This is a genomic window from Flexivirga oryzae (assembly GCF_014190805.1).
In the GTDB taxonomy this organism is placed as follows: domain Bacteria; phylum Actinomycetota; class Actinomycetes; order Actinomycetales; family Dermatophilaceae; genus Flexivirga; species Flexivirga oryzae.
Map to the genome: position 1 here is coordinate 26,991 of NZ_JACHVQ010000004.1, position 23,225 is coordinate 50,215.

Annotated in this window: 23 protein-coding genes; 16 read left to right on the forward strand and 7 right to left on the reverse strand. The window is 67.6% G+C overall.

Annotation, left to right across the window (positions count from 1 at the left end):
• Positions 1 to 133 precede the first annotated feature (133 nt).
• Positions 134 to 577, forward strand: a complete 444-nt coding sequence (locus FHU39_RS19325; protein ID WP_183322376.1) for a RidA family protein — start codon at positions 134 to 136, stop codon at positions 575 to 577.
• On the opposite strand, the gene FHU39_RS19330 is transcribed toward FHU39_RS19325, so the two are convergent.
• Both FHU39_RS19330 and FHU39_RS19335 read right to left on the reverse strand, forming a co-directional pair.
• Positions 568 to 1,815, reverse strand: coding sequence for a kynureninase (locus FHU39_RS19330; protein WP_183322377.1), 1,248 nt, complete (start codon positions 1,813 to 1,815; stop codon positions 568 to 570). The two genes, FHU39_RS19325 and FHU39_RS19330, sit on opposite strands and share 10 nt — an antisense overlap.
• Before the next feature lies 1 nt (position 1,816).
• A complete protein-coding gene (locus FHU39_RS19335; protein WP_183322378.1) occupies positions 1,817 to 2,689 on the reverse strand; it encodes a tryptophan 2,3-dioxygenase in 873 nt (290 codons plus the stop codon).
• 37 nt (positions 2,690 to 2,726) lie between these two features.
• On the opposite strand from FHU39_RS19335, the gene FHU39_RS19340 reads away from it, so the two are divergent.
• Positions 2,727 to 3,260, forward strand: coding sequence for a cysteine hydrolase family protein (locus FHU39_RS19340; RefSeq protein WP_221185735.1), 534 nt, complete (start codon positions 2,727 to 2,729; stop codon positions 3,258 to 3,260).
• 51 nt (positions 3,261 to 3,311) lie between these two features.
• On the opposite strand, the gene FHU39_RS19345 is transcribed toward FHU39_RS19340, so the two are convergent.
• Together FHU39_RS19345 and FHU39_RS19350 are read right to left on the reverse strand one after the other, a co-directional pair.
• A complete protein-coding gene (locus FHU39_RS19345; protein WP_246336769.1) occupies positions 3,312 to 4,814 on the reverse strand; it encodes a purine-cytosine permease family protein in 1,503 nt (500 codons plus the stop codon).
• Between the two features lie 44 nt (positions 4,815 to 4,858).
• The gene (locus FHU39_RS19350) at positions 4,859 to 5,815 is read right to left on the reverse strand and encodes a flavin reductase (protein ID WP_183322380.1); all 957 of its coding nucleotides are present in this window, start codon (positions 5,813 to 5,815) and stop codon (positions 4,859 to 4,861) included.
• Between the two features lie 284 nt (positions 5,816 to 6,099).
• Between FHU39_RS19350 and FHU39_RS19355 the strand changes: the two genes are divergently transcribed.
• The 7 genes from FHU39_RS19355 to FHU39_RS19385 all read left to right on the forward strand — a co-directional run bounded on the left by FHU39_RS19355 (position 6,100) and on the right by FHU39_RS19385 (position 12,255).
• Complete coding sequence (locus FHU39_RS19355; protein WP_183322381.1) at positions 6,100 to 6,759, forward strand: amino acid synthesis family protein; 660 nt, start codon at positions 6,100 to 6,102, stop codon at positions 6,757 to 6,759.
• Positions 6,756 to 7,307: an amino acid synthesis family protein gene (locus FHU39_RS19360; protein WP_183322382.1), complete on the forward strand. Its 552-nt coding sequence runs from the start codon at positions 6,756 to 6,758 to the stop codon at positions 7,305 to 7,307. Before FHU39_RS19355 ends, FHU39_RS19360 begins: the two co-directional genes overlap by 4 nt.
• 3 nt (positions 7,308 to 7,310) lie before the next feature.
• Positions 7,311 to 8,039, forward strand: a complete 729-nt coding sequence (locus FHU39_RS19365) for an alpha/beta fold hydrolase (protein WP_183322383.1) — start codon at positions 7,311 to 7,313, stop codon at positions 8,037 to 8,039.
• Positions 8,036 to 9,517, forward strand: coding sequence for an aldehyde dehydrogenase (locus tag FHU39_RS19370; RefSeq protein WP_183322384.1), 1,482 nt, complete (start codon positions 8,036 to 8,038; stop codon positions 9,515 to 9,517). The genes FHU39_RS19365 and FHU39_RS19370 overlap by 4 nt, the downstream gene beginning before the upstream one ends.
• A 31-nt stretch (positions 9,518 to 9,548) precedes the next feature.
• Positions 9,549 to 10,223, forward strand: a complete 675-nt coding sequence (locus tag FHU39_RS24810) for a GntR family transcriptional regulator (protein WP_281379811.1) — start codon at positions 9,549 to 9,551, stop codon at positions 10,221 to 10,223.
• 34 nt (positions 10,224 to 10,257) lie between these two features.
• Complete coding sequence (locus FHU39_RS19380) at positions 10,258 to 11,301, forward strand: LLM class flavin-dependent oxidoreductase (protein WP_183322385.1); 1,044 nt, start codon at positions 10,258 to 10,260, stop codon at positions 11,299 to 11,301.
• 99 nt (positions 11,302 to 11,400) lie between these two features.
• Positions 11,401 to 12,255 (forward strand): GNAT family N-acetyltransferase, encoded by an 855-nt coding sequence (locus tag FHU39_RS19385; protein ID WP_183322386.1) that lies wholly within the window; start codon positions 11,401 to 11,403, stop codon positions 12,253 to 12,255.
• A gap of 101 nt (positions 12,256 to 12,356) precedes the next feature.
• On the opposite strand, the gene FHU39_RS19390 is transcribed toward FHU39_RS19385, so the two are convergent.
• Complete coding sequence (locus FHU39_RS19390; RefSeq protein WP_183322387.1) at positions 12,357 to 13,415, reverse strand: P1 family peptidase; 1,059 nt, start codon at positions 13,413 to 13,415, stop codon at positions 12,357 to 12,359.
• 50 nt (positions 13,416 to 13,465) lie between these two features.
• On the opposite strand from FHU39_RS19390, the gene uppS reads away from it, so the two are divergent.
• Positions 13,466 to 14,167, forward strand: a complete 702-nt coding sequence (gene uppS / locus FHU39_RS19395) for a polyprenyl diphosphate synthase (RefSeq protein ID WP_183322388.1) — start codon at positions 13,466 to 13,468, stop codon at positions 14,165 to 14,167.
• An 87-nt stretch (positions 14,168 to 14,254) separates the two neighbouring features.
• Positions 14,255 to 15,604, forward strand: coding sequence for a cytochrome P450 (locus tag FHU39_RS19400; protein ID WP_183322389.1), 1,350 nt, complete (start codon positions 14,255 to 14,257; stop codon positions 15,602 to 15,604).
• Here FHU39_RS19400 and FHU39_RS19405 read toward each other — a convergent pair.
• On the reverse strand, positions 15,588 to 16,169 hold the full coding sequence (locus tag FHU39_RS19405; RefSeq protein ID WP_183322390.1) for a 3'-5' exoribonuclease domain-containing protein: 582 nt from the start codon (positions 16,167 to 16,169) through the stop codon (positions 15,588 to 15,590). The two genes, FHU39_RS19400 and FHU39_RS19405, sit on opposite strands and share 17 nt — an antisense overlap.
• Positions 16,170 to 16,228: 59 nt before the next feature.
• On the opposite strand from FHU39_RS19405, the gene FHU39_RS19410 reads away from it, so the two are divergent.
• Complete coding sequence (locus FHU39_RS19410) at positions 16,229 to 17,233, forward strand: aldo/keto reductase family protein (RefSeq protein ID WP_183322391.1); 1,005 nt, start codon at positions 16,229 to 16,231, stop codon at positions 17,231 to 17,233.
• A gap of 118 nt (positions 17,234 to 17,351) precedes the next feature.
• A complete protein-coding gene (locus tag FHU39_RS19415; RefSeq protein ID WP_221185736.1) occupies positions 17,352 to 18,932 on the forward strand; it encodes a transposase in 1,581 nt (526 codons plus the stop codon).
• 125 nt (positions 18,933 to 19,057) lie between these two features.
• Here the strand turns inward: FHU39_RS19415 and FHU39_RS19420 are convergent, their stop codons facing one another.
• Positions 19,058 to 20,002, reverse strand: a complete 945-nt coding sequence (locus FHU39_RS19420; RefSeq protein WP_343066022.1) for a pirin family protein — start codon at positions 20,000 to 20,002, stop codon at positions 19,058 to 19,060.
• A 44-nt stretch (positions 20,003 to 20,046) separates the two neighbouring features.
• Here FHU39_RS19420 and FHU39_RS19425 point away from each other — a divergent pair, with 44 nt between their 5' ends.
• The 3 genes from FHU39_RS19425 (at position 20,047) to FHU39_RS19435 (ending at position 23,216) form a co-directional block, all read left to right on the forward strand.
• Positions 20,047 to 20,505: a MarR family winged helix-turn-helix transcriptional regulator gene (locus FHU39_RS19425; protein ID WP_221185737.1), complete on the forward strand. Its 459-nt coding sequence runs from the start codon at positions 20,047 to 20,049 to the stop codon at positions 20,503 to 20,505.
• Positions 20,506 to 20,533: 28 nt separating this feature from the next.
• The gene (locus FHU39_RS19430; protein WP_183322392.1) at positions 20,534 to 21,508 is read left to right on the forward strand and encodes a pirin family protein; all 975 of its coding nucleotides are present in this window, start codon (positions 20,534 to 20,536) and stop codon (positions 21,506 to 21,508) included.
• Positions 21,509 to 21,770: 262 nt separating this feature from the next.
• A complete protein-coding gene (locus FHU39_RS19435) occupies positions 21,771 to 23,216 on the forward strand; it encodes a cytochrome ubiquinol oxidase subunit I (protein WP_183322393.1) in 1,446 nt (481 codons plus the stop codon).
• Positions 23,217 to 23,225: the final 9 nt, after the last annotated feature.

Genomic DNA, 23,225 nt, shown 5'->3' on the forward strand with positions numbered 1-23,225 from the left:
CACAGTCCTTTCAGTCGGTGAGACCGAGGTGGTCTCCAACGCGCTGACATTTCATTATGCGCACGATCGTTGTGCAAGTGTCAATAGATCGGCTACGGTGAACCGGACGCAGCCGATCAGCCGAGGAGTGCCCATGACCAACGACCTACGCCCGCTGCCGGTGAATCCGGCCGAGCTGCCGACACCGAGCGGCTACTCACACGGCACCCTGAGCGGCAACACCCTCTACCTGGGCGGACAGACCGCACTGGACGCAGACATGAAGATCGTCCCGGGTGGCATCGTGGAGCAGTTCCGGCAGGCGTTCGGCAACGTGCTCACCACGCTGCGTGCATCGGGCGGCGTCCCGGAGGACCTGGTGAGCATCACGATCTTCCTGACCGACATCCCCGACTACCAGGCGCACGGACACGAGATCGGCAAGGTATGGCGCGAGCTCGCCGGGCCCGTCTACCCGGCGATGGCCGGCATCGGCACGACCGGACTCTGGCAGCCTGACGCGCTGATCGAGATCATGGGTGTGGCAGTGGTGCCGGACGAGCGCCTGGTGCGTCCGGCGACCGAAGGTCAGTCCTGACCGCTCAGGATCTGATGCAGGTGTGCCATTGCTGTGGCCACCTCGACGAAACTCGTTGACAGCGGGGACATTCCGGCCCGCAGTCCTCGCGGCCGCCGGAAGTCGGGTATGACGCCACGCTGCCACAGCTGCGCGATGGCGTCCTGCATGCCGTCGTGCTCGAGGGTGACGTGACCTCCGCGGGTCAACGGGTCACGCGGTGAGGCCACGGTGACACCGAGCGGTGCGAGCGCCTCGTCGGCGAGGTCGATCACGAACTCGGTGAGCCGCACCGACTTCTCGCGGATCGCGTCGACACCGGCCCGCTCGATGAGCGCCAGCATGTCCTGCATCGGCAACATGCCGAGCACCGGTGGTGTTCCGCTGATGAACCGGCGCATCCCGCCCGACGGGGTGTATGACGGTCCCATCGTGAAGGGCTCGGCGTGCCCCATCCAGCCCTGGATCGGCTGGACCACGTTGTCCTGCAAAGCGGTTGCGACATACCCGAAGGCGGGCGCCCCGGGCCCGCCGTTGAGGTATTTGTAGGTGCACCCGACCGCCAGGTCGACCCCCGCGGCGTCCAACCCGATCGGCAGCAACCCCACCGAGTGGCACAGGTCCCACAGCACCAGCGCCCCCGCGTCGTGGGCGACCCGGGTGATGGCCGGCAGGTCGGCGATGTGTGCGGACTTGTAGGCGACGTGGCTCAACAGGACCAGTGCGGTGTCGTCCGCGACCGCGGCGCGGACTTCCTCGGCAGTGACCCCCGTCGCCGGGTCCGGCTCGATCCAGCGGATCGTCAGGCCGAGTTCGGCGGCGATCCCCTGGACGATGTAGCGGTCGGTGGGGAAGTTCTCGGTGTCGGCCACGATCCGGGTGCGACCGGGCCGGGCGGCCAGCGCCGCGCGCGCGAGCTTGTAGAGCAGCACCGTGGTCGAGTCCGCGACGACGGTCTGGCCGGGTGCGGCGCCCAGCGTGACACGGCCGATGCGGTCCCCGAGGTGCAGCGGCAACTCCATCCACTGCTCGTCCCAGGCACGGATGAGGCGCTCGCCCCAGTCCTCGGCGACGAAGTCACCGAGCCGCCCACGGGTCGTGGCCAGCGGCCGACCGAGCGAGTTGCCGTCCAGGTAGGCGACGACGGCGTCGGTGTGCACGAACTCCTCACGGTAGGCCGCCAACGGATCACCCTCATCGAGCGCCTTCGCTTCCGCGACAAGGTGATCGGGCAGCCGGCTGAGGATGTCCCCGGTCATCTCACTTGCCGATCTCGGTGCGCACCGAGTAGAGCTCAGGGAAGAACGTCAGGTCCAGTGCCCGCTTCAGGAAGCCGACCCCGGAGCTGCCGCCGGTGCCCTGCTTGTAACCGATCGTGCGCTGCACCGTCCGCAGGTGTCGGAAGCGCCACAGCTGGAAGGCGTCCTCGAGGTCGACCAGGTCCTCGCACATCGCGTACTCCGCCCAGTGCGCGTCCGGATCCTCGTAGATGCGTTGGAAGACCGGGATCAGCTCCGGCTGCTCGACCCACGCCTTGCGCACGTCGCGGTGCAGGATCTGCGCCGGTACGTCGTGGTCGCGCGCGGAGAGGAAGTGCAGGAACGCGTCGTACACGGTGGGGGCGTCGAGCAACTCCTGCAGCCCGGCGTGGTGCGCGGGGTCGGACTCGAAGACACGCAGCATGCCGGCGTTCTTGTTGCCCAGGATGAACTCGACGCACCGGTACTGGTAGGACTGGAAACCGGACGCGGAGCCGAGAAAGCCTCGGAACTCGGAGTATTCGCTCGGGGTGAGTGTTGCCAGCACCGACCATTGCTCGGCCAGGGTGCGGAAGATGTGCTTGACCCGTGCGATCCCCTTGCGGGCTCGGCTGACGTCTTCGTGTTGCAGGTAGCTGCGCATCGCCTGCAGCTCGTGCAGCACCAGCTTGAACCACAGCTCGGTCGTCTGGTGCTGGATGATGAAGAGCAGTTCGTCCGGGTGGACCGGCTCGCTCACCGGATGCTGAGCGTCCAGCAGCTTGTCCAGATCGAGGTAGCCGCTGTAGGTCATCCGCGACCGGAAGTCGGTGCGCACACCCTCCTCGATCGGCCGTTCACCGTCTGCGATCGACACGTCCTGATCCCCTTTCATCCCTTGCTAGTGTTACAGCAATCACATGGGAGTCCATATGGAGCCTTGGCTCGTCGTCATCGACATGCAGCACGCCTTCGGCGACCCGACCTCCGGCTGGTATGCCGAGGGGTATGACGCCATCACGCCCGTCATCGAGCGGCTGGCCGGGAGGTTCACCGGGCGGACCGTCTACACGCGCTTCGTGCGCGACCCGACCGAGACCGGCGGGTGGGCCGCCTATTACGACCAGTGGAGCGACTTCCGGCTGCCACCGGACGATGCCCAGTGGGACCTCACCCTTACCGTGCCGCAGGATGCGCCGGTCGTCGACGAGCCGACCTTCTCCAAGTGGGCCCCGGCGCTGCAGGGGGTCGTCGGATCCGCACCGCTGGTGGTGTGTGGTGTCGCAACCGAATGCTGTGTTCTGTCAACGGTGCTCGGCGCCGCGGACGCCGGCAACCCGGTGACGGTGGTCCGCGACGCCTGCGCGGGCGCGACGGCCGAGCTGCACGAGAAGGCCTTGGACATCATGGATTCGCTCGGTCCGCTCAGCTGCGTGCGCGGCTCCGCCGACCTCCTCGCGGACTGAGAACGACGCCCCACGACCAGTCGTGGGGCGCCGTCGTTCGGGACCGGGTGACTAGTGCACGTCACCCGGGGCGGAGATGTGTGCCGGCGAGTCCGCGGCGCTCTCGTGTGCGAAGACCGGCGTCGCACGGTGCCAGAGCGGGGGCAACCGGTAGAGCAGTGCGAATGCGACTGCGCCCACGGCGAATCCGACGAAGTAGCTCAGGTCACCCGCGCCGGGGTGCGCCTTGGCGAACGGCCCGGTGTAGAACGACAGGTTCCAGAAGGGTGACGATGCCACGGCACCGATCAGCCAGGCGACGAAGCCCCATTCGAGCACTCTGCGGGAGTCGTAGAGCTCCTGCGTTCGGGCTCGGTCGTGGCGCTTGTTGAGCACGTAGTCCAGCAGCAGGATCGCTCCGAACGGTGCGATCAGGTAGGCGCCCAGGAAGAGGAAGTTCTTGAACTTCGCCTCGAACTCGGCGTCGGCCCACAGGCTGATCACGTAGGCGACGGCGCAGATGGCGATCACGGCGGTGCGGCGGCTGACCGGGATGCGCAGCGTCTGGATGGAGATGGCTCCGCCATACACGTTCAGGAAGTTCTGCGAGAACGACGACAGCAACACGGTGAGCAGAGCCGGAGTTGCGAACGGCCCGGTCAGCCGGTGCAATGCGTCGATCGGCGACTCACCCGCGGCCGCCGAGCTGCCCAGGATGACGCCGGCGATGCCGAGCCAGGACAGGGAGACGAAGTTGCCGAGGAAGGTCCAGAAGCCGGTGCCACGGCTCACCTTGTTGTTGTCCGGCAGGTAGCGCGAGTAGTCGGATGCGAAGGGCCACCAGGCGATCAGGAAGGACAGGAAGTAGCCGGCGAAGGTGATCCAGCCACCGGTGCTGCCGATGAAGCCGCTCGCGTGGTGGTTGGCGCTGAAGTTGCCGCTGGAGCTCCGGGACAACGAGACGACGGTGATCATCACGAAGCCACAACCCAGCACGACCGCGAGGATCCGCTCCAGGAAGTGGATCATGTTGTAGCCGTAGACGGCGACGGTCAACTGCACCAGGACCAGCACCAGCCCGGACAGCCAGGTCGGGATCGCGGGCACCAGGGAATGCAGCGCCTGAGCGCCGAGGATGATGGTGACCGCGGCCCAGCCGATGCCGGCGAAGACGTTGACGTAGGCGACCGGTACGAAGTTGCCGAAGAAGCCGAGCGGGCCGCGCGCCTGGATCTGCTGGGCGACTCCGAGCCGGCCACCCATCCGGGACAGGATGCCCATGACGATCGCGCCCAGGAACGAGCCCGCGAGGATGGCGGTCACGGCAGCTGTCAGCGACAGGCCCATCCCGACGGCGCTGAAGCCCAGCACCATGATCGGGAAGTTCATCCCGGCGGCGAACCAGATGAAGAACTGCGACACCGGCCGGCCGTGCCGCTCGGAGTCGGGGATCGCGTCGACGCCGTACGGCTCGACAACTGCGACCTGGTTGCGGTATTCGAAGTCCCGCTGCTGCTCAGCGGGAGGTGCGGCCGGAGGCCGTGCCGTGTCCGGTGCCATCGAAATGCCTTTCATGGGAGGTCCATTCGGTCGGAGGGGGAGAAGTGGGGGTGGAGCGGTCAGCCGAGTGGCGAGAGTTGTGAGCCGTGGTAGAACTTCCCGGCCCGGTAGATCATCGGGTCGTCGCCGCTGACCTCGGCGTGCCGCACGCGGCATACGAAGACCGTGTGCGTCTGTGCCTGGTAGCGCTCCCGGATCTCCGCCTCGAGTGCGGCCGATGACCCGTCGATCAGCGGGCTGCCGTCGGGGCCGGAGTGCCACGCCAGTCCGGCGAACTTGTCGTGCCCGCTGCGGGCGAAGCTCGCGACGACGTCGGTCTGGCTCGCCGCCAGGATGTTGATGCCGAGGTGGGTCGCCGAGAAGAGCGCCGGGTAGGTGGAGGACGTCTTCTGGACGCACACCATCACGAGCGGTGGCTCGAGGGAGATGGACGCGTAGGCGTTGACCGCCAGGCCTCGCGGCGCATCGGTGGCGTCGGTGGTGGTGACCACCGTGACGCCGGTGACGAACTGACGGTTGAAGCCCTTCATCAGCTCGGGATCGGGCTCGCCACGCAACGGCGCCACGACGTTTCCCTGACCTTCGGGGACCGGTGCCGCGTCACGGAGCGACCGCACGCCGAGGGAGGCCAGCAGTTCGCTGCCGTCCCACGTGACCTGCTCGGAGACCAGCTGGTCGTCGCGCAGGGTCATGAAGTTGGACCCGGAGGTGCGCACCGTCGCCCCCGTGGGCGGCACGCCGAGGAAGGTCTCGGTGTGCGTGCCGACCGACGTCCAGAACACCGCGACGTGCTCGTCGTCCATGACGATCGAGTCGATCGTGGTGCGCAGGTCCGGGAAGCCTTTGCGGATCTCGGTGATCTCCGCCTTCAGCGCCTCCGCGGTGGTCTCCGCCCGCGAGACGCTGTTGATCCGCACGTAGTCCGGGGCCAGGACACGGTCGAGAACGTCGACCTCGCCGCGGTCCCAGACCGCGATCCACAGGTCCTGCAGGGTCTCAGAGGTGATGTGGTGCATGACACAAATCTGACAACTACCATGCAACAAGTCAAGGGGTATGGCGAAAAAAGTTCCTCGCGACCCGCCCAGAGAATCGTCCCGTCGTGGCTCAATACTCTGAGGATTCCCCGGAATTGCAGGGATTGTGGCGATATTTCACGGTCGTTGAACCACATCGAAGGACTTGTATGGTTGACGGATTCGCCGGCGCGGGGCTAGCTTGTATGCATACAACAGGTCAGTGGCCTGCAACACCATGTATGCAATCGCCGATGGAAGTCGGCTCGACGGATGAGAGTGACATGACCGTGACCGACACTCGGATCTCGCCCGGTACCGACGACACGTACGTCGATCGTCTGCGCGACGAGTGGGGCTTGCGCAAGCTCGTGGTGCAGACCGACGAGGTCCTCCTGGAAGGCGGGCTGGCACCGCAGACCGGCGCCCGGCGCGCCGTCGTCGCGGCAGTGCTGCGCAACCCGTGGGTCGGCACCACCCCGCAGCGAGACCTGGCACCAGAGGTCGAGCGGGTGGCGCCGTTGCTCGCGGACGTGATCTCGGCGCGGCTCATCGAGACCCTGGGCGGCGTCGATCAGATCGAGGCGTTCGGGAAGGCGGCGGTGGTCGGCACGTCCGGTGAGATCGAGCACGGTAGCGCGCTGATCCACACCCCGTACTTCGGTAACCTGCTGCGTGAGTTCCTCGAGGGGCAGTCGATCATCTGCTTCGCGGACACGCGCGGCGGTGCCGGTGAGAGCTTCCCGGTGCCGATGTGGCACAAGACGCACGCGGCGACGCGCAGCCACTATCAGACGGTCACTGCGTCGCTGCCTGACATGCCCCATCCCGAGGAGATCGTCATCCTCGCGGCCGCGTCCACCGGCGGGCGCCCGCACCCCCGTATCGGAGACCGCACCACCGACCCGGTGGTCACGGTTGCAACCCTCAAGGAGAAGTCATGAACGTTCGCAAAATCATCTCGGTCCTCGAGGAGACCACCGCTGAGGGTGGTCGGCCGGTCAACCCCGCGGCGCGGGTCGCCTTCGTCGCCGCTGTGATCGAAAACCCCTGGGCCGGGCAAGGGTTCGTCGAGGACCTGGGCCCCGGCATCGATGCGACCGCGTCGGACCTCGGTGCCCTGATCGCCCCCCGGGTGGTGGAACTGCTCGGCGCGCCGGTGGAGGCGTACGGCAAGGCGGCCATCGTCGGCCTGAACGGCGAGATCGAGCACGCGTCGGCACTCATCCACACGCTGAAGTTCGGTGACCACTACCGGAAGGCGACCTCCGCGAGCACGCTGCTGCCCGCCGTGGAGAAGCGCGGGCCCGCCGGCGTGACCTTCGACGTGCCGCTGAAGCACTTCACCGACGCGACGATCCGCTCGCACCACCAGACCTTCGAGGTGCGGGTCGCCGACGCGCCGCACCCCGACGAGATCCTGATCGGCCTGGCCGCTGCGGCCCAGGGACGTCCCCAGCAGCGCCTCGCGGCCCTGTCGACCGAGCAGTAAGCAATGGTGACTGCGACGGTCGTGCTGTTGCACGGCGTCGGACTGGACCACACGATGTGGGCCCCGGTCCGGTCGCGCCTGCCGCACGAGCTGCGTGTCGTCGCGCCGGACCTGCTCGGTCACGGCGCCAACGCTGCCGCACCGGCGGGCACCACGCTCGAGGACCTGGCGCGTGACGTCGTCGAACGCCTCGACCGGCCGGCACATCTCGTGGGGTTCTCACTGGGTGCGCTCGTTGCGCAGCACATCGCCGTCACGCAACCGCAGACCGTCGCGTCACTGACGAGCGTCAGCTCGGTCTGCGCACGAACCGACGCCGAGCGGGCGTCGGTGCTCGGGCGGCTCGCAACCGCGGACTCCGACTTCGAGGCGTCCGTCGAGGCGTCCATCGACCGGTGGTTCACCGGCACCGATGTCGATCCGGAAGTGGTTGCGGCCACCCGCGCGACGCTGCTCGCGAACGACCGGCCGTCATACCTCGCCTGTTACCGCGTATTCGCCACGGCGGACGAGGAATTGGCCCCCCGACTGGCCGGCATCACCAGCCCGGCACTGGCGATCACCGGTGCTGACGACCCCGGTTCGACCCCGGACATGACCGAGCGTCTCGCGGCGCGCATCCCGGACTGCCGGGCCGAGGTCGTGGCCGGCGCACGGCACATGTTCCCCGTCGTGCAACCCGACGCACTCATCCACGCGCTCGTCCCATTCATCGAAGGAGCTTCACGATGACCGAACAGCGAAACCATTACATCGCAGGCACATACGAGCTGCCCGCCTCCGGCGAGTACTTCGCCAGCATCAACCCGGCGAACGGTCAGGAGATCTACCAGGCCGCGCGCGGGAACACCGATGACGTCGCTCGTGCGGTGCAGTCGGCGCAACGGGCCTTCGAGGACCCGCGGTGGCGCGACCTGAGCCAGACCCGACGAGGGCACCTGCTGCGCAGGCTGGGTGACCTCATCGGCGAGCACGCCGACGAGTTGGCTCGTATCGAGAGTCTCGACAACGGCAAGTTGTTGCGAGAGATGCGCGGTCAGATGTCGAACCTGCCCGAGTATTACTACTACTACGCAGGATTGGCCGACAAGATCGAGGGATCGGTGATCCCGGCGTCCAACCGTGCGATCCTCAACTACACGATGCGCGAGCCGCTCGGAGTGGTCGGCGCGATCACCCCGTGGAACTCCCCGCTGACGCTCACCACGAGCAAACTCGCACCGGCGTTGACCATGGGCAACACGATGGTCGTCAAGCCGTCCGAGCACACCTCCGCGTCCGTGCTGCGGCTGGCCGAGCTGGTCACCGAGGCGGGCTTCCCCGACGGCACGCTCAACGTCGTCACCGGTTTCGGCGCGGAGGCGGGTCAGGCCCTGGTCGACCACCCCTCGATCGCGAAGATCTCCTTCACGGGGAGCACGCTGACCGGGTCCCGCATCGCCTCCGCGACCGCGGGCCGGTTCATCGGCTCGACGCTGGAGCTCGGCGGCAAGTCACCCAACATCGTCTTCGACGACGCCAACGTGGAGAACGCCGCAATGGGCGTCGTGGCAGGCATTTTCGCCGCTGCCGGGCAGACCTGCATCGCAGGGAGCCGGGTCTTCGCCCACGCGTCGGTGTATGACGAGCTGCTCGAGCGCGTCGCGGCACGGGCCAAGTCGATCAAACTGGGCGATCCGCTCGACGACACGACCGAGCTCGGACCGCTGGCCTTCCGGGACCAGCGCGACAAGGTGGCGTCATACGTCGACCTCGGCCGCAGTGAGGGCGCCACGGTGCTCACCGGCGGAACCTCGAGCGACGGCGGGTTGGGTGGCTTCTTCTTCGAGCCGACGGTGCTGACCGACGTCACCAACGACATGCGGGTGGTGCGCGAGGAGATCTTCGGGCCGGTCGCGGCGGTGATGCGCTTCACGACCGAGGACGAGGTCGTCTCGCTCGCCAACGACACCGATTACGGTCTCGCGGCAGGCGTCTGGACCACGAACCTTGCCCGCGCACACCGGATGGCGAACCGGCTGGACGCCGGCACGATCTGGGTGAACACCTACCGGGCGATGTCACCGATGTCGCCTCGGCAGGGTTTCAAGAGCAGCGGGGTCGGTGTCGAGCACGGCGCCGAAACCATGAAGGAGTACAGCAGGCTCAAGAGCGTCTGGATCAACACCGACGAGGGTCCGATCGGCGACCCGTTCGTGATGCGCGGCTGATCCGATGACGACGTCGAGTACCGTCCGGAAAATGCAGCGAAACACTTCTGACCACGATGCCACGGCCGCCGAGGGCGACCTGCTCACCCGTATGCGCGAACTCGTGCTCGGCGGCTCGTACGAACCAGGGATGGCGTTGTCCGAGGTGCGCCTCGCCGAGCACTTCGATGTGAGCCGGACTCCGATCCGCGAGGCGTTGAAGCAGCTGCAGGTCGAGGGCCTGGTCGAGATCCGGCCCAAGGTCGGCACCTTCGTGCGGCAGGTCTCGCGGCGGGAGATCGTCGAGCTGTTCGAGTTGAAGGAAGTGCTCGAGGGTATGGCGGCCCGCTTGCTCGCGCAGCGGGGCCGGACCGAGGAGTTGCTCGTTCTGGAGGCCAACGTGACCTCCTCGGAGGATGCAGCGGCGCGCCGCGACTCCGAGACCTACGCGGGACTGGTCAAGGAGTTCCACGAGACGCTGGTCCACGGTGCCGACAACCAGAAGCTCACCCAGCACTACCGCACCCTGATGAATCAGCTCGCCTACCACCGGTTCGTCCGCAGCACCGTCGAGCACCCGGGCCGGCTCCGGCAGTCGGTGGCAGAACACCGCGCGGTCCTGGAGCTCATCCAGCAGAAGGACGGCATCGGCGCGGAGATCGCGATGCGCCGGCACGTCGGGTCCGCGGCATACGAGGTGCTGTCCGATCCACCCCCATCACATTGACCACACGGCACAACCGAAGGAAGGCAGGCCGCTGATGCGCTTTTCACTCTTCGTCCACATGGAGCGTTGGGACGAGTCCGTCTCGCACCGCGAGCTGTTCGAGAACCTCGTGGAGCTGTCGCTGCTCGCCGAAGCGGGCGGCTTCTCGACGATCTGGATCGGCGAGCACCACGCGATGGAGTTCACCGTCTCACCCAGTCCCATGCCGACACTGTCCTATCTCGCGGCACGCACCGAGAAGATCCACCTCGGTGCCGGCACGATCATCGCCCCCTTCTGGAACCCGGTCCGTGCGGCCGGTGAGGCGGCACTTGTCGACGTCATCAGCAACGGCCGGCTGGAGCTCGGAATCGCGCGCGGCGCTTACCAGTTCGAGTTCGACCGGCTCGCAGGCGGTATGTCAGCCACCGAAGGTGGAGCATCGATGCGGGAGATCATCCCGGCGATCCGTGAGCTGTGGAAGGGCGACTACGCACACGACGGAGAGGTCTGGAAGTTCCCGACCTCGACGAGCGTTCCGAAACCGGTCAACTCCGCCCCGCCGATCTGGGTCGCCGCCCGCTCGCCGGAGTCGCACGAGTATGCCGTCGAGCAGGGTTGCAACGTCATGGTCACGCCACTGATGAAGGACGACGGCGAGGTGCAGGATCTGGTGGACAAGCGCGACGCAGCGGTCGCCAAGCACCCGGGAGCCGCAACGCCCGAATTGATGGTGTTGCGACACACTTTCGTGCATCCGGAGTCGGAACCCGACGGGTGGCGTGTCGGCGCCGAGGCGGTCAGCCGCTACTACCGGACGTTCGGTGCGTGGGCGAGCAACAAGACGACACCGACCGACGGGTTCCTGGAACCGTCACCGCTGGAGAGCGTTGCGGACAAGCCGGAGTTCGCCGTCGAGTCGCTGCACAAGTCGGCGATGATCGGGACGCCCGCGGAGGTCGTGGAGCGCATCAAGGGGTATGCCGACATGGGTGTCGACGAGTTCAGCTACTGGATCGACAACGGCATGACCCACGAGCAGAAGAAGCGTTCGCTGCAGCTGTTCATCGACGAGGTCGTTCCCAGCTTCGTGAGTTGAGCGGCGAGGGTTTCGATACGGCTCGCCTGCACCACCCGTGCGGGTCGAGTAGCGGGGGAGCGTGTCGAAACCGCGCGGGATATCTGTGACTATGGCTCCATGGCGAGAGCGCAGTGGCACGTCCGTCCGGTGACCGACCCGCCGGCCGCGATCGACGCTGCTGCCGCCCTCGTTGAGGCCAACCCCGTTGCCTACTCGGTGTTCTCGACGGTTGCGGCGTCGCTGGTGAGCGAGCCGACCCGGTTCACCGACCCGCACTGGTGGGTCGTCGAGGACGCAGCCGAGCAGCCCGTGCTCGTGGCCATGCAGACGCCGCCGCACCCGCTCCACCTGCCGCAACACGTGCCGGGCGCCGCGGCCGCGCTTGCCGACCACCTGCTGGCCGGCCGCACGCGGGTGACCGGAGTCAGTGGCCCGAAGGACGCGGTCGACGAGTTCGTCGACCACTACCTGCCGGGATCCGGCGTGGAGGTGCGCGGACGGGAGGGCATCGGTGTCTACGACCTGCCGGTCCGCGCACACCTGCCGTGGCCCGTCGAGGGCGAGCTGCGCATCGCGGGCAGCACGGACGTGGCGCTGGTGGCGTCGTGGGTCAGCGCGTTCATGCTCGAGACCGGCGACCAGCTCAACGATCCGGAGGCGACCGCGCGCCGGCAGATCGGCATCGGCAAGGTCAGTCTCTGGGTCGTCGAGGACCGTCCGGTCGCGATGTGCTGGGCGAGTGACGCGTTCGGCGGAGTGGTCCGGGTGTCCGGCGTCTACACGCCACGGGCGGAACGCGGACACGGTTATGCCAGTGCGGTCGTGGCAGCCGCCAGCCGGCGAGAGCAGGACGCCGGACACCTGTGCATGCTCTACACCCAGCTGGCCAACCCGACGTCCAACAAGATCTACCGCGCACTCGGCTACCGCTATCTCGGCGACGACCTCCGCCTGACCTTCGTGACGCGCTGATCGCGTACCACCCACGCGGATCGAGTAGCTACGACCCACGCGCGGATCGAGTCGCTACGACCCACGCGCGGATCGAGTAGCGACGAAGGAGCGTATCGAGATCATCGCTCGAAAACGCCGGCCGCTCGGCACTTCTCGACGACGAAGTCCAGCGGCACCGCATGCTTGACGTGCCCGTGCACGCCGTGGGTGGTCGTGGCCAGGAAGAGCGAGTCGAGGATCGCTTCGGCCACCGCCTCCTGGACGGCGGAGAAGATCGGGTTGAGTCCGGCATCGGGCAGGTTTCCGGCGGGAGCGGTGTCGAAGGCGATCGCGTAGTCGCCGCTGCCGTGTGCGAAGTCGGATCCGACCGGCGCCATACCGAAGACGGCCCGGGTCGCGACGCGGGTGAGCTGGCGGGAGTCGAGCCCGGCGTCGGCGGCGACGACCAGCATGCACGAATTCCCTTCGGGTGCAGTCGCATCCACTACGTCGCCCAATGCCTCGTCGGGGGTGACCGGCACCCCGGACACCGTGAGAGTGCCGGAGAAGTTCGTCTGTGCAAGGACGCCCACGGTGACCGTGCCGTGCCCCGGCAGATCGACCCGCCGCGACGCGCTGCCGATGCCGCCCTTGAAACCGAGCGCGGCAGTGCCGCTGCCGGCGCCCACACAACCCAGCGCGACAGGGTCCGACGATGCCGACGTGAGCGCCTGCAGCACGTGCGCCTCGGTGATCGGCCGGCTGCGTATGTCGGACAGGTGACCGTCGTTCGTCTCTCCGACCACCGGATTGACCGATTCGACGTGCTCGTTGCCCGGCTTGGCGAGCACATACGACACGAGCGCGTCCGCGGCGCGGAACGCCGACAGGGTGCCGGTCAGCAGGATCGGTGTCTCGATCTCGCCCAACTCCACCAATTGCGTTGCACCGACGAGCTTCCCGTGGCCGTTGCCGACGAACAGCCCGGCCGGCAGGCGCCCGCCGGCGTTGTCCACGGCGTCCGGGACGATCGCCGTCACACCCGTGTGCAGCCGGGTCCCTTCGTGGAGCGTGACCTGGCCGACCCGGACTCCGGCGACGTCCACGATGGTGTTCGTCGGCCCCGGTACACCAGTGCCGGGTGCCAGCCCCAGCTTGCGGGCGCGGACCCGCCCGGTCGGCGGCAGCTCGTCATACATGGCAGCCACGGTATTCCGAAGGACTCAGCCTGCGCTGCGAGGATGGGGGTATGACGACCACGGCATCGGCCGGCGGGACCCTGCCCGCGCACATCGGGGTGATCATGGACGGCAACCGTCGCTGGGCGAGGGCCGCGGGTATGGCGCGGGTCAGCGCCGGGCACCGCGCCGGCGCTGACCATCTCGCGGATCTGCTGCGGTGGTTGACGGTTCGAGGAATACATCATGCGAGCGTGTATGTGCTCTCGGCGGACAACATTCGGAAGCGGGACGCCGACGAGGTCGCCCACCTGTTCCGGCTGGTCGAGGAGTTGGTGCCCGCGTGGCTGGGGCGGTCCGACGAGTGGCAACTGCACATCGCCGGTGATCTGGGTCTGCTGCCCGCCTCCTGCGCGGCGGCCCTGACCCAGGCCGTCCGGGCGACCGAGGGTCGGCGCAGCCATCTCACACTCGCCATCGGCTACGACCCGAAACAGAGCCTGGTCGACGCCGTGCGCACACTGCTGGCCGACGGTGAGGAGCCCGAGGGGGATGCTCTCGTGCAGGCGATCGACGCGCGCCTGCCCGGTGGGCCGATCAAGGACATCGACCTGGTGATCCGCACCAGCGGGGAGCGCCGGATCTCCGGCTTCTTCCCCTGGCAGAGCCAGCACGCCGAGATCGTCTTCAGCGACAAGATGTGGCCGGCGTTCACCGAGTCGGACCTGGATGCGGCCTTGGCCGAATACGCGCGCCGCCGCGCCGTCCACTGAAGAGGGCGGGCGAAGGGGGTGGCAATCCGGGCGTGACGGGCCTACTGTGAAGTAGTCCACTACACCTGTCGTAAACACGGAGGCGCGATGAGGCCCACCGACCAGATGAAGCGCGGCGTCCGGTGGGGGCTGGGCCACGGTCTGCCCGGCCGGCTGATGCGGGTGGCCGCGCGGCGTGGTGACTTCCAGGGCCGCATCACCTCGGACGCGGAGCACCTGAGCACCCAGGAACTGATGCCGCTGCTCGGTGAGATCCGCGACCAGGGGCCACTCGCGCGCTGGCGACTGGGCCACATCACCGTCGACCACGAAGCAGTGCGGGAGACGTTGAGCAGCAACGACGTCCACGCCGGGTTCGTCTTCGAGGACGGCACCGTGCTGGGTCGTCTGGGCCGATGGGCGAAGCGTGACGGGCTGAACCCGGTCGAGGCGCCGTCGTTGCTCGCGGTCGAGCCACCCGACCACACCCGCTACCGCAAGCTGGTCACGCGGGTGTTCACCGCCCGGGCGGTGGAGAAGCTGCGTGGACGCACCGAGGAGATCGCCGCCGACCTGCTCGACCGGATCCCGGCGGATCGTCCGGTCGACCTGGTGGAGGCCTACTGCGCGAAGCTGCCCGTCGAGGTCATCGCCGAGATCCTCGGGGTGCCGGCCGAGGACCGCGGGCTCGTGCTCAGGCTCGGCACCCTGGCCGCGCCCAGCCTGGACATGGGCCTGCGCTGGCGGCGCTTCCGTGAGGTCGAGGACGCGCTGGACGAGTTCGACGCCTGGCTGGGCGGCCACCTGAACCACCTGCGAGAGCACCCCGGGGACGACCTGTTCAGTCAACTGGTGCGGGTCAGCGACGACGAGGCACAGCTCAACGAGCGCGAGCTGAAAGCGACCGCCGGCCTGGTGCTCGCCGCCGGCTTCGAGACGACCGTCAACCTGCTGGGCAACGGCATCCGGTTGCTCGACGAGCACCCGGACCAGCTGCAGCTGTTGCGCGACGAGCCCGACCGCTGGCCGAACGCGATCGATGAGGTCCTGCGCTACGACCCGCCGGTCCTACTCACCGGACGGCAGGCCGGTCGCGACACCGAAATTGTCGGAACTCCCGTCAAACAGGGCGAATTGATCGTCACCGTCCTCGCTGGTGCGAACCGCGACCCGAAGATCTTCGACGACCCGCACCGGTTCGACATACGCCGGGAGAACGCCCGCGACCACCTGTCGTTCTCGGCCGGTCGGCACTACTGCCTCGGTTCGGCACTGGCCCGGATGGAGGGTGAGGTCGGATTGCGTGCACTCTACGACCGTTTCGGCGTTGTCGACCTCCTACCCGGCGCGAAACGTCGTCCCACGCGTGTCCTGCGCGGATGGGACAACCTCCCTGCGCGGGTCGGCCTCGCCGCCGCGAGTTCGCCCGCGCCGGAGACCGTCAGCGCTGCTTCCTGAGCAGGGTCGCCAACAGATTGGCGTAGCCGAGCGCGTCGTCGATCGCCCGGTGGGTGTGCGGGACGTCGCCGAACCAGCTCTTCGGCAGATCGTGCACGGTGAAGGTCGCCGGGTCGGCGCCCGTCACGCCCGCCGCCAGGGAGCGCAGGCAGAGCGCCCCGGTGAACAGCGGGTTGGGTGCGTCCGGGCCCATGACGAGCCCGTATGACGTGAAGCGGCGCAGGTAGAAGTCGATCCACCCGCCGTCGAAGGCGACCGGTGAAGCAACGAAATGCGCTGGTGCTCCTAAGGATTGCACCCACCTCGCGAAGTCGGTCATCACCGTGTCGGCGGGCTGCGGGTTCTCGGTCGCGGCCCGCCATACCTCCGGTGACTGGGTGCGGAACCACGCCAGCGTGTCCGGGTTCGGCGCGGACCCGGGCAATGGCTCCAGCACCGCCTCGAACCGGCCCAGCTCCGCGCCACCGGGCTCGACGGCGACCGACGCGAAGGACCGCATCGAGTTGGCACCCGGCTCGAAACCGTCGATCTCGATGTCGGTCACGACGTAGGCGTGGTTGCTCATGCACCCATCAGACCACGCCGCGAAAATGCGCCGTCACCACGAGTCGTACGGTGGGCGACATGGAGTTTCGCTACCTCGGCAATTCAGGCCTGAAGATCTCGGAGATCACCTACGGAAACTGGCTGACCCACGGGTCACAGGTCGAGAACGACGCGGCGATCGCCTGCGTACGCGCGGCACTGGACGCCGGCATCACCACCTTCGACACCGCCGACGTCTACGCCAACACCGCCGCGGAGAGCGTGCTGGGTGAGGCGCTGAAGGGCCAACGCCGCGAGAGCCTGGAGATCTTCACCAAGGTCTACTTCCCGACCGGCCCCAAGGGACACAACGACACCGGCTTGTCCCGCAAGCACATCCACGAGTCGATCAACGGCTCGCTGCAGCGGCTCGGCACCGACCACGTCGACCTCTACCAGGCGCACCGCTACGACTACGAGACACCGCTGGAGGAGACCATGCAGGCCTTCGCGGACCTGGTCCGCCAGGGCAAGGTGCTGTATGTCGGCGTCAGCGAATGGACGGCCGACCAGCTGCGTGCCGGGCACGCTCTCGCGAAAGACCTTGGTTTCCAACTGATCTCGAACCAGCCGCAGTACTCCATGTTGTGGCGGGTCATCGAGGAGAAGGTGGTGCCGACATCGCGGGAGCTCGGCATCTCCCAGATCGTCTGGTCGCCGGTCGCACAGGGGATCCTGACCGGCAAGTACCAGCCCGGTCAGCAGCCGCCGGCCGGCAGCCGCGCCACGGACGAGAAGGGCGGCGCGGACATGATCGCCGACTTCATGACCGACGAAACCCTCACTGCGGTGCAGGGACTCGCGCCGATCGCCGCCGACCTCGGACTGACCATGGCCCAGCTCGCGGTGGCGTGGGTGCTGCAGAACGACAACGTCGCCAGTGCACTCATCGGCGCCTCCCGGCCGGAGCAGGTCAGCGAGAACGTCAAGGCCTCCGGAGTGAAGCTGGACGCCGAGGTGCTCGCCCGCATCGACGACGCCCTCGGTGCGGTCGCCCAGCGCGACCCGGCGCTGACCAGGTCGCCGGAGCACCGGGTGGCGTGACGGTTGACGGTGTTCTCCGCCGTTGACGGTTGAAACAGTCGTTGACCCCCATATTTGAGGCTGTTGCAGTTTGGCGTGTCTGTGGGGGCGTGGCAGTGGTGGGCGGGGAGAATTAGGTATGGCGAGATCGTTCCGTCCGGTGCTGCGGGATCAGTCGATGTTGTTGCCGGTGGATATGCGTGAGTGGCTGCCGGATGATCATCTGGTCTGGTTCGTGATTGATGCGGTCGAGGCCTTGGACCTGACGGCGGTGGAGGGTGCTACGCGGCGTCGGGGCGGAGTGGGCGCGGCTGGGTATGACCCGCGCATGTTGTTGTCGTTGCTGGTGTACGCGTACTGCCAAGGCGTGCGGTCCTCGCGACAGATCGAGCGGTTGTGCGTCACGGACGTGGCATTTCGGGTGTTGTGTGCTCAGGACGTGCCCGACCACTGCACGATCGCCCGGTTCCGCACGGGTGCGAAGGACGCGTTCACGGACGTGTTCGCGCAGGTGTTGCTGGTCGCGGGTCGGGCCGGGTTGGGACGGTGTGGGACGGTCGCGATCGATGGGACCAAGATCGCGGCGAATGCTTCGATTGATGCTAATCGTGGCCCGGAATGGTTTGCCCGGCAACAGAGCGCTGCCATCGTGGCCGAGGCCGAACGGGTTGATGCGGCCGAGGATCAGGCTGCTGACCGGGGCGGTGGTGATGACGGTGCCGATCGGGTGCCTGTCGGGTTGAAGGACCGGTCGCATCGCCGGGAGCGGATCCGTGCGGCTGCTGCCGAGTTGGAGGCGTTACGGGCCCAGCGGGAACAGGCTGACCAGGGGCGGCAGGAGATGGTCGCTCGCCGCGTGCGGGCTGCCCAGGAAGGACGTGTGATCAAGGGGCGGATGCCGCGCGGACAGGCCGGGTTGGCCGAAGCGCGTGCACGGGTGCAGTTGCAAGAACGCCTCGCGGCCGAACGCCTGGATCGGTGGGAGGCGACGGCGGGTGCCCGGTATCGAGGGCGTCGACCCAGGCCGATCGATCAGGCACCGGGGGTAGTGCACGCCCGGCAGGTCTTGGCACGTGCCGAAGCCGACGCGACACGGCGGGAGCAGTCCGCTGGTACGCAACCGGAGCCGAGGTTGGTGGCGAACACTACGGATCCGCAGTCACGGCTGATGCCGACCCGTAAAGGATTCGTGCAGGGGTACAACACGCAGGTCGCGGTCACCAGTGATCAGCTCATCGTGGCCGTCTCGGTCGGGCAGAACCCGACCGATGGTGGGAGTTTCGCGCCGATGATGAGCGCTGCCGTCCAGGTGGCGCAGGAGTTGTTCCAGCACACCGGTGACCCGAACCACCAGGTCGGCACGGTCCTGGCGGACGCCGGCTACTACAGCGCACAGAACCTGGCCGAGCCCGGACCGGACCGGCTCATCGCACCGGGCAAGGGCCGTGACCAGGCGCGTGCGGTCAAACAATCACCGGCCAGCGGCCCACCACCGGAAGGTGCGACACCGGTCGAGGCGAACGCGCACCGGTTACGCACCCCGGACGGGCACAAGTTGTACACGCGGCGCGGGGCGACCGTCGAACCCGGTATCGGGAACCTGAAGAAGATCATCAGCAGGTTCTCGTGCCGGGGACTCGACCTTGCTACCGCCGAAATCCACCTGGCCGCAACGGCTTTCAACCTCCGCAAGATCCACCAAGCCGCCTTGGCTAGCTGAACGGACCGGCCCGCGGGGAACCCGCAGCCACCCTCATCCCACCAGCCCGACGAGCAACGACACCGATCCTCCCTCGACTTAAACTGCAACAGCCTCATTTGGGCCGTCGATGGCTGTTTCGACCGTCAGCCGCGAGCGTGACCTCGGGCGCGGCGGGGCTTGAGGCGGACCGGCGGCAGGTCGGGGGCGGGAATGCGGTCGATCGGCCCGTCATACCCCTCGACGTGGCCGAACCTGCCTGAGTCTGCTTGCCATTCGTCACGCGCGGCCACGATCTCCTCGTGGGTGCGGGCGACGAAGTTCCACCACATCATCAGATCCTCGTCCAGCGGCGTGCCGCCGATGAGTATGGCGCGCGCCGGCTCGTCGCCGGTCATGAAACGCAGGTGCTCGCGGCCGGCGTCGACGATGCCCAGCTCCGAGTGCTGCAGCACCAGCGCCTCCTCCTCGGTGGCGTCACCCGGGGCGATCGTCAACGCGCCGTCGTCCAGCAGCACACCGTGCTCGAACGACGGGTCGACCGCGAGATCGACGGCGGTCCCGGGCCCGAGGTGCAACTCGGCGGCGACGAGCGGGCTGAACGTGCGGACCGGCGACGACGCGCCCTCCAGCTCGCCGACGAAGACCCGCGCCGTCGCCTCGCCCGCCATCACCGACAACTCGGTGACTGGGGTGGCGAAGTGGTCGAAGCCGCCTGCGCCGTCGCGGTCCGCGTCGGGTTGCGCCACCCACAGCTGCACCCCGCGCAGGACCTCGGACCGGGACACCTCGGAGTGACTGATGCCGTGCCCCGCCGTCATGAGATTGACCTCACCGGGGTGGATCAGCTGGACGTTGCCCTCGCTGTCGCGGTGCTCGACCTCGCCGTCGAAGATCCAGGTGACCGTCTGCAGCCCGCAGTGCGGGTGCGGTGCCACATCCATCGGCGTCGTCGTCGGCCCGAAGTGGTCGACGAAACACCAGGCGCCGATCATCGTCCGGTCACGGTGCGGGAGGGTGCGGCGCACCCGGATGCCGCGCAGCCCGCCCAGCGGCACTTCGCGAGGCTCCAGGAGTTCGAGGGTCGTCACGGCATACACGATAACCTCTCAAATTTGAAGTTAGGATGGGGTGAATGAAATCGCCCCGAGTCGGCATGTGGCGGACCTACTTCGAGTCGAGCGTGCTGCTGCAGACCGCGCTCGACGAGCACTTCCGTGCGGAGTCGGACCTCACGCTCTTCGAATACAACCTGCTGCTGCTGCTCGACGAGGCGCCGGACCACCGGCTGCGGATGGGCGACCTGGCGCGGGCCATGGTGTTCTCCAGCAGCCGCCTCAGCTACCAGATCGGGGTGCTGGAACGTCGTGGGTGGGTATGTCGCGAGCGGGACGCGGGCGACGCGCGCGTCATACATGCCTGTCTGACTGAGGCGGGCAAGCGCGTGTATGACCTGTCGGGCCGCGCGCACCTGATGGCGGTCCGCGAGCTCTTCCTCGACGACCTGAGCGCCGACGAGGTCGCCGTGCTGGACGCGGTGTTCACCCGGCTGAAGACCAAGCTGCGTGAGCCTGCCGTGCTCGGCCCGGAATAATTCAAATCTGAAGTAAGTTGGTCATGGCATGCCTGCTGTCACAGTGTCGAACATCCTGGCCCTCCCGCGCGTGTCGACTCCCGAGCCGGGTGCGCAGTCGCGGCCGGTCAGATCGGTCACCACCGCCCCGCAGGGGTTCGAGGGTGACGGGTTCCCGGTGCGCCGCGCGTTCGCCGGAGTCTCGATGGCGGATCTCGATCCGTTCATCCACATGGATCAGATGGGTGAGGTGGAGTATGCGCCGGGCGAACCGAAGGGCACCCCGTGGCACCCGCACCGCGGTTTCGAGACCGTCACCTACATGATCGACGGCATCTTCGAGCACCAGGACAGCACCGGCGGTGGTGGTCGCATCACCGACGGTGACACCCAGTGGATGACCGCCGGATCCGGGCTGCTGCACATCGAGAAGCCGCCGGAGTCGCTGGTCATGTCCGGTGGGCTCTTCCACGGCCTGCAGTTGTGGGTCAACCTGCCGAGCACGATGAAAATGACCGACCCGCGCTACCAGGACATCCGCGGCAAGGAGGTCGCACTGCTGTCCAGCCCGGACGGCGGCGCACTGCTGCGCGTCATCGCCGGCGAGGTCGACGGGCACGACGGCCCGGGGATCACGCACACGCCGATCTCGGTCGTGCACGCGACGGTCGCCCCCGGTGCTCGCGTGCAGCTGCCGTGGCGCAAGGACTTCAACGCGCTGGTCTACGTGCTGGCCGGCCGCGGATCCGTTGGCGCAGAACGCCGTCCGGTCGAGATGGGCCAACTCGCGGTCTTCGGCCCGGGTGACGTCATCGAGGTTGCTGCGGACGACAACCAGGAGTCCCGCAGCCCGAGCCTGGAGCTCTACATCATGGGCGGCCGGCCGATCCGCGAGCCGGTTGCGGCATACGGGCCGTTCGTGATGAACACCCGCGAGGAACTGGTGACTGCGTTCGAGGACTTCCAGGCCGGACGCCTCGGCACCATCCCCGCCGAGCCACACCCCGGCCACGACGTGCTCTGAGCAACGGCTGCCGCCCACGCCGACGCGCGCCCCTTCCACGGGTCGCATCGCCCCCGGCGCCCTCTCCCTTGTTCACCGAGGGGCTCACCAACCACCGACAGGCTCAGCAATTCAGGCCCGCAGACGGCCGAATTGCTGGGCCTGTCGGTGGTTTCTGGGCCTGTCGGCGAGGTGTGGGACGCGGAGCCCGATGCGACAACTACTACGGGTCGTAGTAAGGTCAGCTACGACATAGTGTAGTAGTCGATCTTCAGGAGGCGGCGTGGACGCTCTCGACCTGGCGCGGTGGCAGTTCGCCATCACCACCGTCTACCACTTCCTCTTCGTGCCGATCACGATCGGGCTCTCGGCGATGGTGGCGGGATTCCACACCTGGTACCTGCGCCGCCATGCGCCCGAGTTGCTCCGGCTGGCGAAGTTCTTCGGCAAACTCTTCACGATCAACTTCGCGCTCGGCCTGGTCACCGGGATCGTGCAGGAGTTCCAGTTCGGCATGAACTGGTCGGACTACAGCAAGTTCGTCGGGGACATCTTCGGCGCACCGCTGGCGTTCGAGGCACTGCTCGCGTTCTTCCTCGAGTCGACCTTCCTCGGGCTGTGGATCTTCGGCTGGGGCCGGTTGCCGGAGAAGATCCACGCCGCCTGCATGTGGGTCGTGCACATCGGGACCGTGCTGTCGGCATACTTCATCCTCGCCGCCAACTCCTTCATGCAGCACCCGGTCGGCTACAAGTACAACCCGCAGACCGGACGGGCCGAACTGACCGACTTCGTCGCCGTGCTCACCAACAAGGTGCAGTTGGTGACCTTCCCGCACGTGGTCGCCGCGGCATACATGTGCGGTGGCGCGATGGTGATGGGCGTCGGCCTGTGGTCGATGCGCAGGCACCGCCACGACAAGCACATGTATCGCAAGGCGGCGCGCGTCGGTGCCGTCGTCACGATCCTCGCCGGCCTCGCCGTCTCCATCAGCGGCGACGCCCAGGGCAAAGTCATGACCGAGGTGCAGCCGATGAAAATGGCTGCGGCAGAGGCGCTTTACACGACACGTGACAGCTGTGCGGAGTTCTCGCTGTTCACCATCGGGTCGCTCAACGGTGAGCACGAGAAGTATGCGATCACCGTTCCCTGCGTGCTGAGCTTCCTCGCGACCGGCTCCTTCGACGGCAAGGTCGAGGGCGTCAACGAGTTGAAACGTGAGCTGCCCGGCCAGATCTCGCGGGCAGCGGCAGCACGGGGCGAGCCGGCCCGCTATGTGCAGCCCGCGGATGCGGTCTTCACCCCGAACATCCCACTGGCCTACTGGTCGTTCCGGCTGATGATCGGCATCGGCATGCTGGCCGCCGCGATCGGAGTCGCAGTCCTGTGGCTGACCCGCAAGGGCCGTGCCGACGCGCCGCGCTGGCTGGTGGTTGCAGGCGTCGCAGCACCGCTGCTTCCCGTGCTGGGCAACAGTTTCGGCTGGATCTTCACCGAGACCGGCCGGCAACCGTGGCTGGTGTATGGCGTGATGACCACCTCCTCCGGCGTCTCACCCACGGTCACCGCTGCCAGCGTCATCACCTCGATGGTCGTCTACACGATCCTGTATGCCGTCCTCGCCGTCGTCGAGATCAAGCTGATGCTCGACTACACGCGTCGCGGCGCCGACCCCTATCACCCGACGGAGCAGGTCGCGGAGGACAAACCGCTGGCCTTCTCCTACTGAGCCTGAAGG

Bases quoted from the DNA above. Each gene is read 5' to 3' on its own strand.
- FHU39_RS19345 (WP_246336769.1), bottom strand. From the start codon at position 4,814: ATGAAAGGCATTTCGATGGCACCGGACACGGCACGGCCTCCGGCCGCA.
- FHU39_RS19335 (WP_183322378.1), bottom strand. From the start codon at position 2,689: ATGAAAGGGGATCAGGACGTGTCGATCGCAGACGGTGAACGGCCGATC.
- FHU39_RS19380 (WP_183322385.1), top strand. From the start codon at position 10,258: ATGCGCTTTTCACTCTTCGTCCACATGGAGCGTTGGGACGAGTCCGTC.
- FHU39_RS19350 (WP_183322380.1), bottom strand. From the start codon at position 5,815: ATGCACCACATCACCTCTGAGACCCTGCAGGACCTGTGGATCGCGGTC.
- FHU39_RS19415 (WP_221185736.1), top strand. From the start codon at position 17,352: ATGGCGAGATCGTTCCGTCCGGTGCTGCGGGATCAGTCGATGTTGTTG.
- FHU39_RS19390 (WP_183322387.1), bottom strand. From the start codon at position 13,415: ATGTATGACGAGCTGCCGCCGACCGGGCGGGTCCGCGCCCGCAAGCTG.
- FHU39_RS19410 (WP_183322391.1), top strand. From the start codon at position 16,229: ATGGAGTTTCGCTACCTCGGCAATTCAGGCCTGAAGATCTCGGAGATC.
- uppS (WP_183322388.1), top strand. From the start codon at position 13,466: ATGACGACCACGGCATCGGCCGGCGGGACCCTGCCCGCGCACATCGGG.
- FHU39_RS19385 (WP_183322386.1), top strand. From the start codon at position 11,401: ATGGCGAGAGCGCAGTGGCACGTCCGTCCGGTGACCGACCCGCCGGCC.
- FHU39_RS19425 (WP_221185737.1), top strand. From the start codon at position 20,047: ATGAAATCGCCCCGAGTCGGCATGTGGCGGACCTACTTCGAGTCGAGC.
- FHU39_RS24810 (WP_281379811.1), top strand. From the start codon at position 9,549: ATGCAGCGAAACACTTCTGACCACGATGCCACGGCCGCCGAGGGCGAC.
- FHU39_RS19405 (WP_183322390.1), bottom strand. From the start codon at position 16,169: ATGAGCAACCACGCCTACGTCGTGACCGACATCGAGATCGACGGTTTC.
- FHU39_RS19370 (WP_183322384.1), top strand. From the start codon at position 8,036: ATGACCGAACAGCGAAACCATTACATCGCAGGCACATACGAGCTGCCC.
- FHU39_RS19340 (WP_221185735.1), top strand. From the start codon at position 2,727: ATGGAGCCTTGGCTCGTCGTCATCGACATGCAGCACGCCTTCGGCGAC.
- FHU39_RS19400 (WP_183322389.1), top strand. From the start codon at position 14,255: ATGAGGCCCACCGACCAGATGAAGCGCGGCGTCCGGTGGGGGCTGGGC.
- FHU39_RS19360 (WP_183322382.1), top strand. From the start codon at position 6,756: ATGAACGTTCGCAAAATCATCTCGGTCCTCGAGGAGACCACCGCTGAG.
- FHU39_RS19330 (WP_183322377.1), bottom strand. From the start codon at position 1,815: ATGACCGGGGACATCCTCAGCCGGCTGCCCGATCACCTTGTCGCGGAA.
- FHU39_RS19430 (WP_183322392.1), top strand. From the start codon at position 20,534: ATGCCTGCTGTCACAGTGTCGAACATCCTGGCCCTCCCGCGCGTGTCG.
- FHU39_RS19355 (WP_183322381.1), top strand. From the start codon at position 6,100: ATGACCGTGACCGACACTCGGATCTCGCCCGGTACCGACGACACGTAC.
- FHU39_RS19365 (WP_183322383.1), top strand. From the start codon at position 7,311: ATGGTGACTGCGACGGTCGTGCTGTTGCACGGCGTCGGACTGGACCAC.
- FHU39_RS19325 (WP_183322376.1), top strand. From the start codon at position 134: ATGACCAACGACCTACGCCCGCTGCCGGTGAATCCGGCCGAGCTGCCG.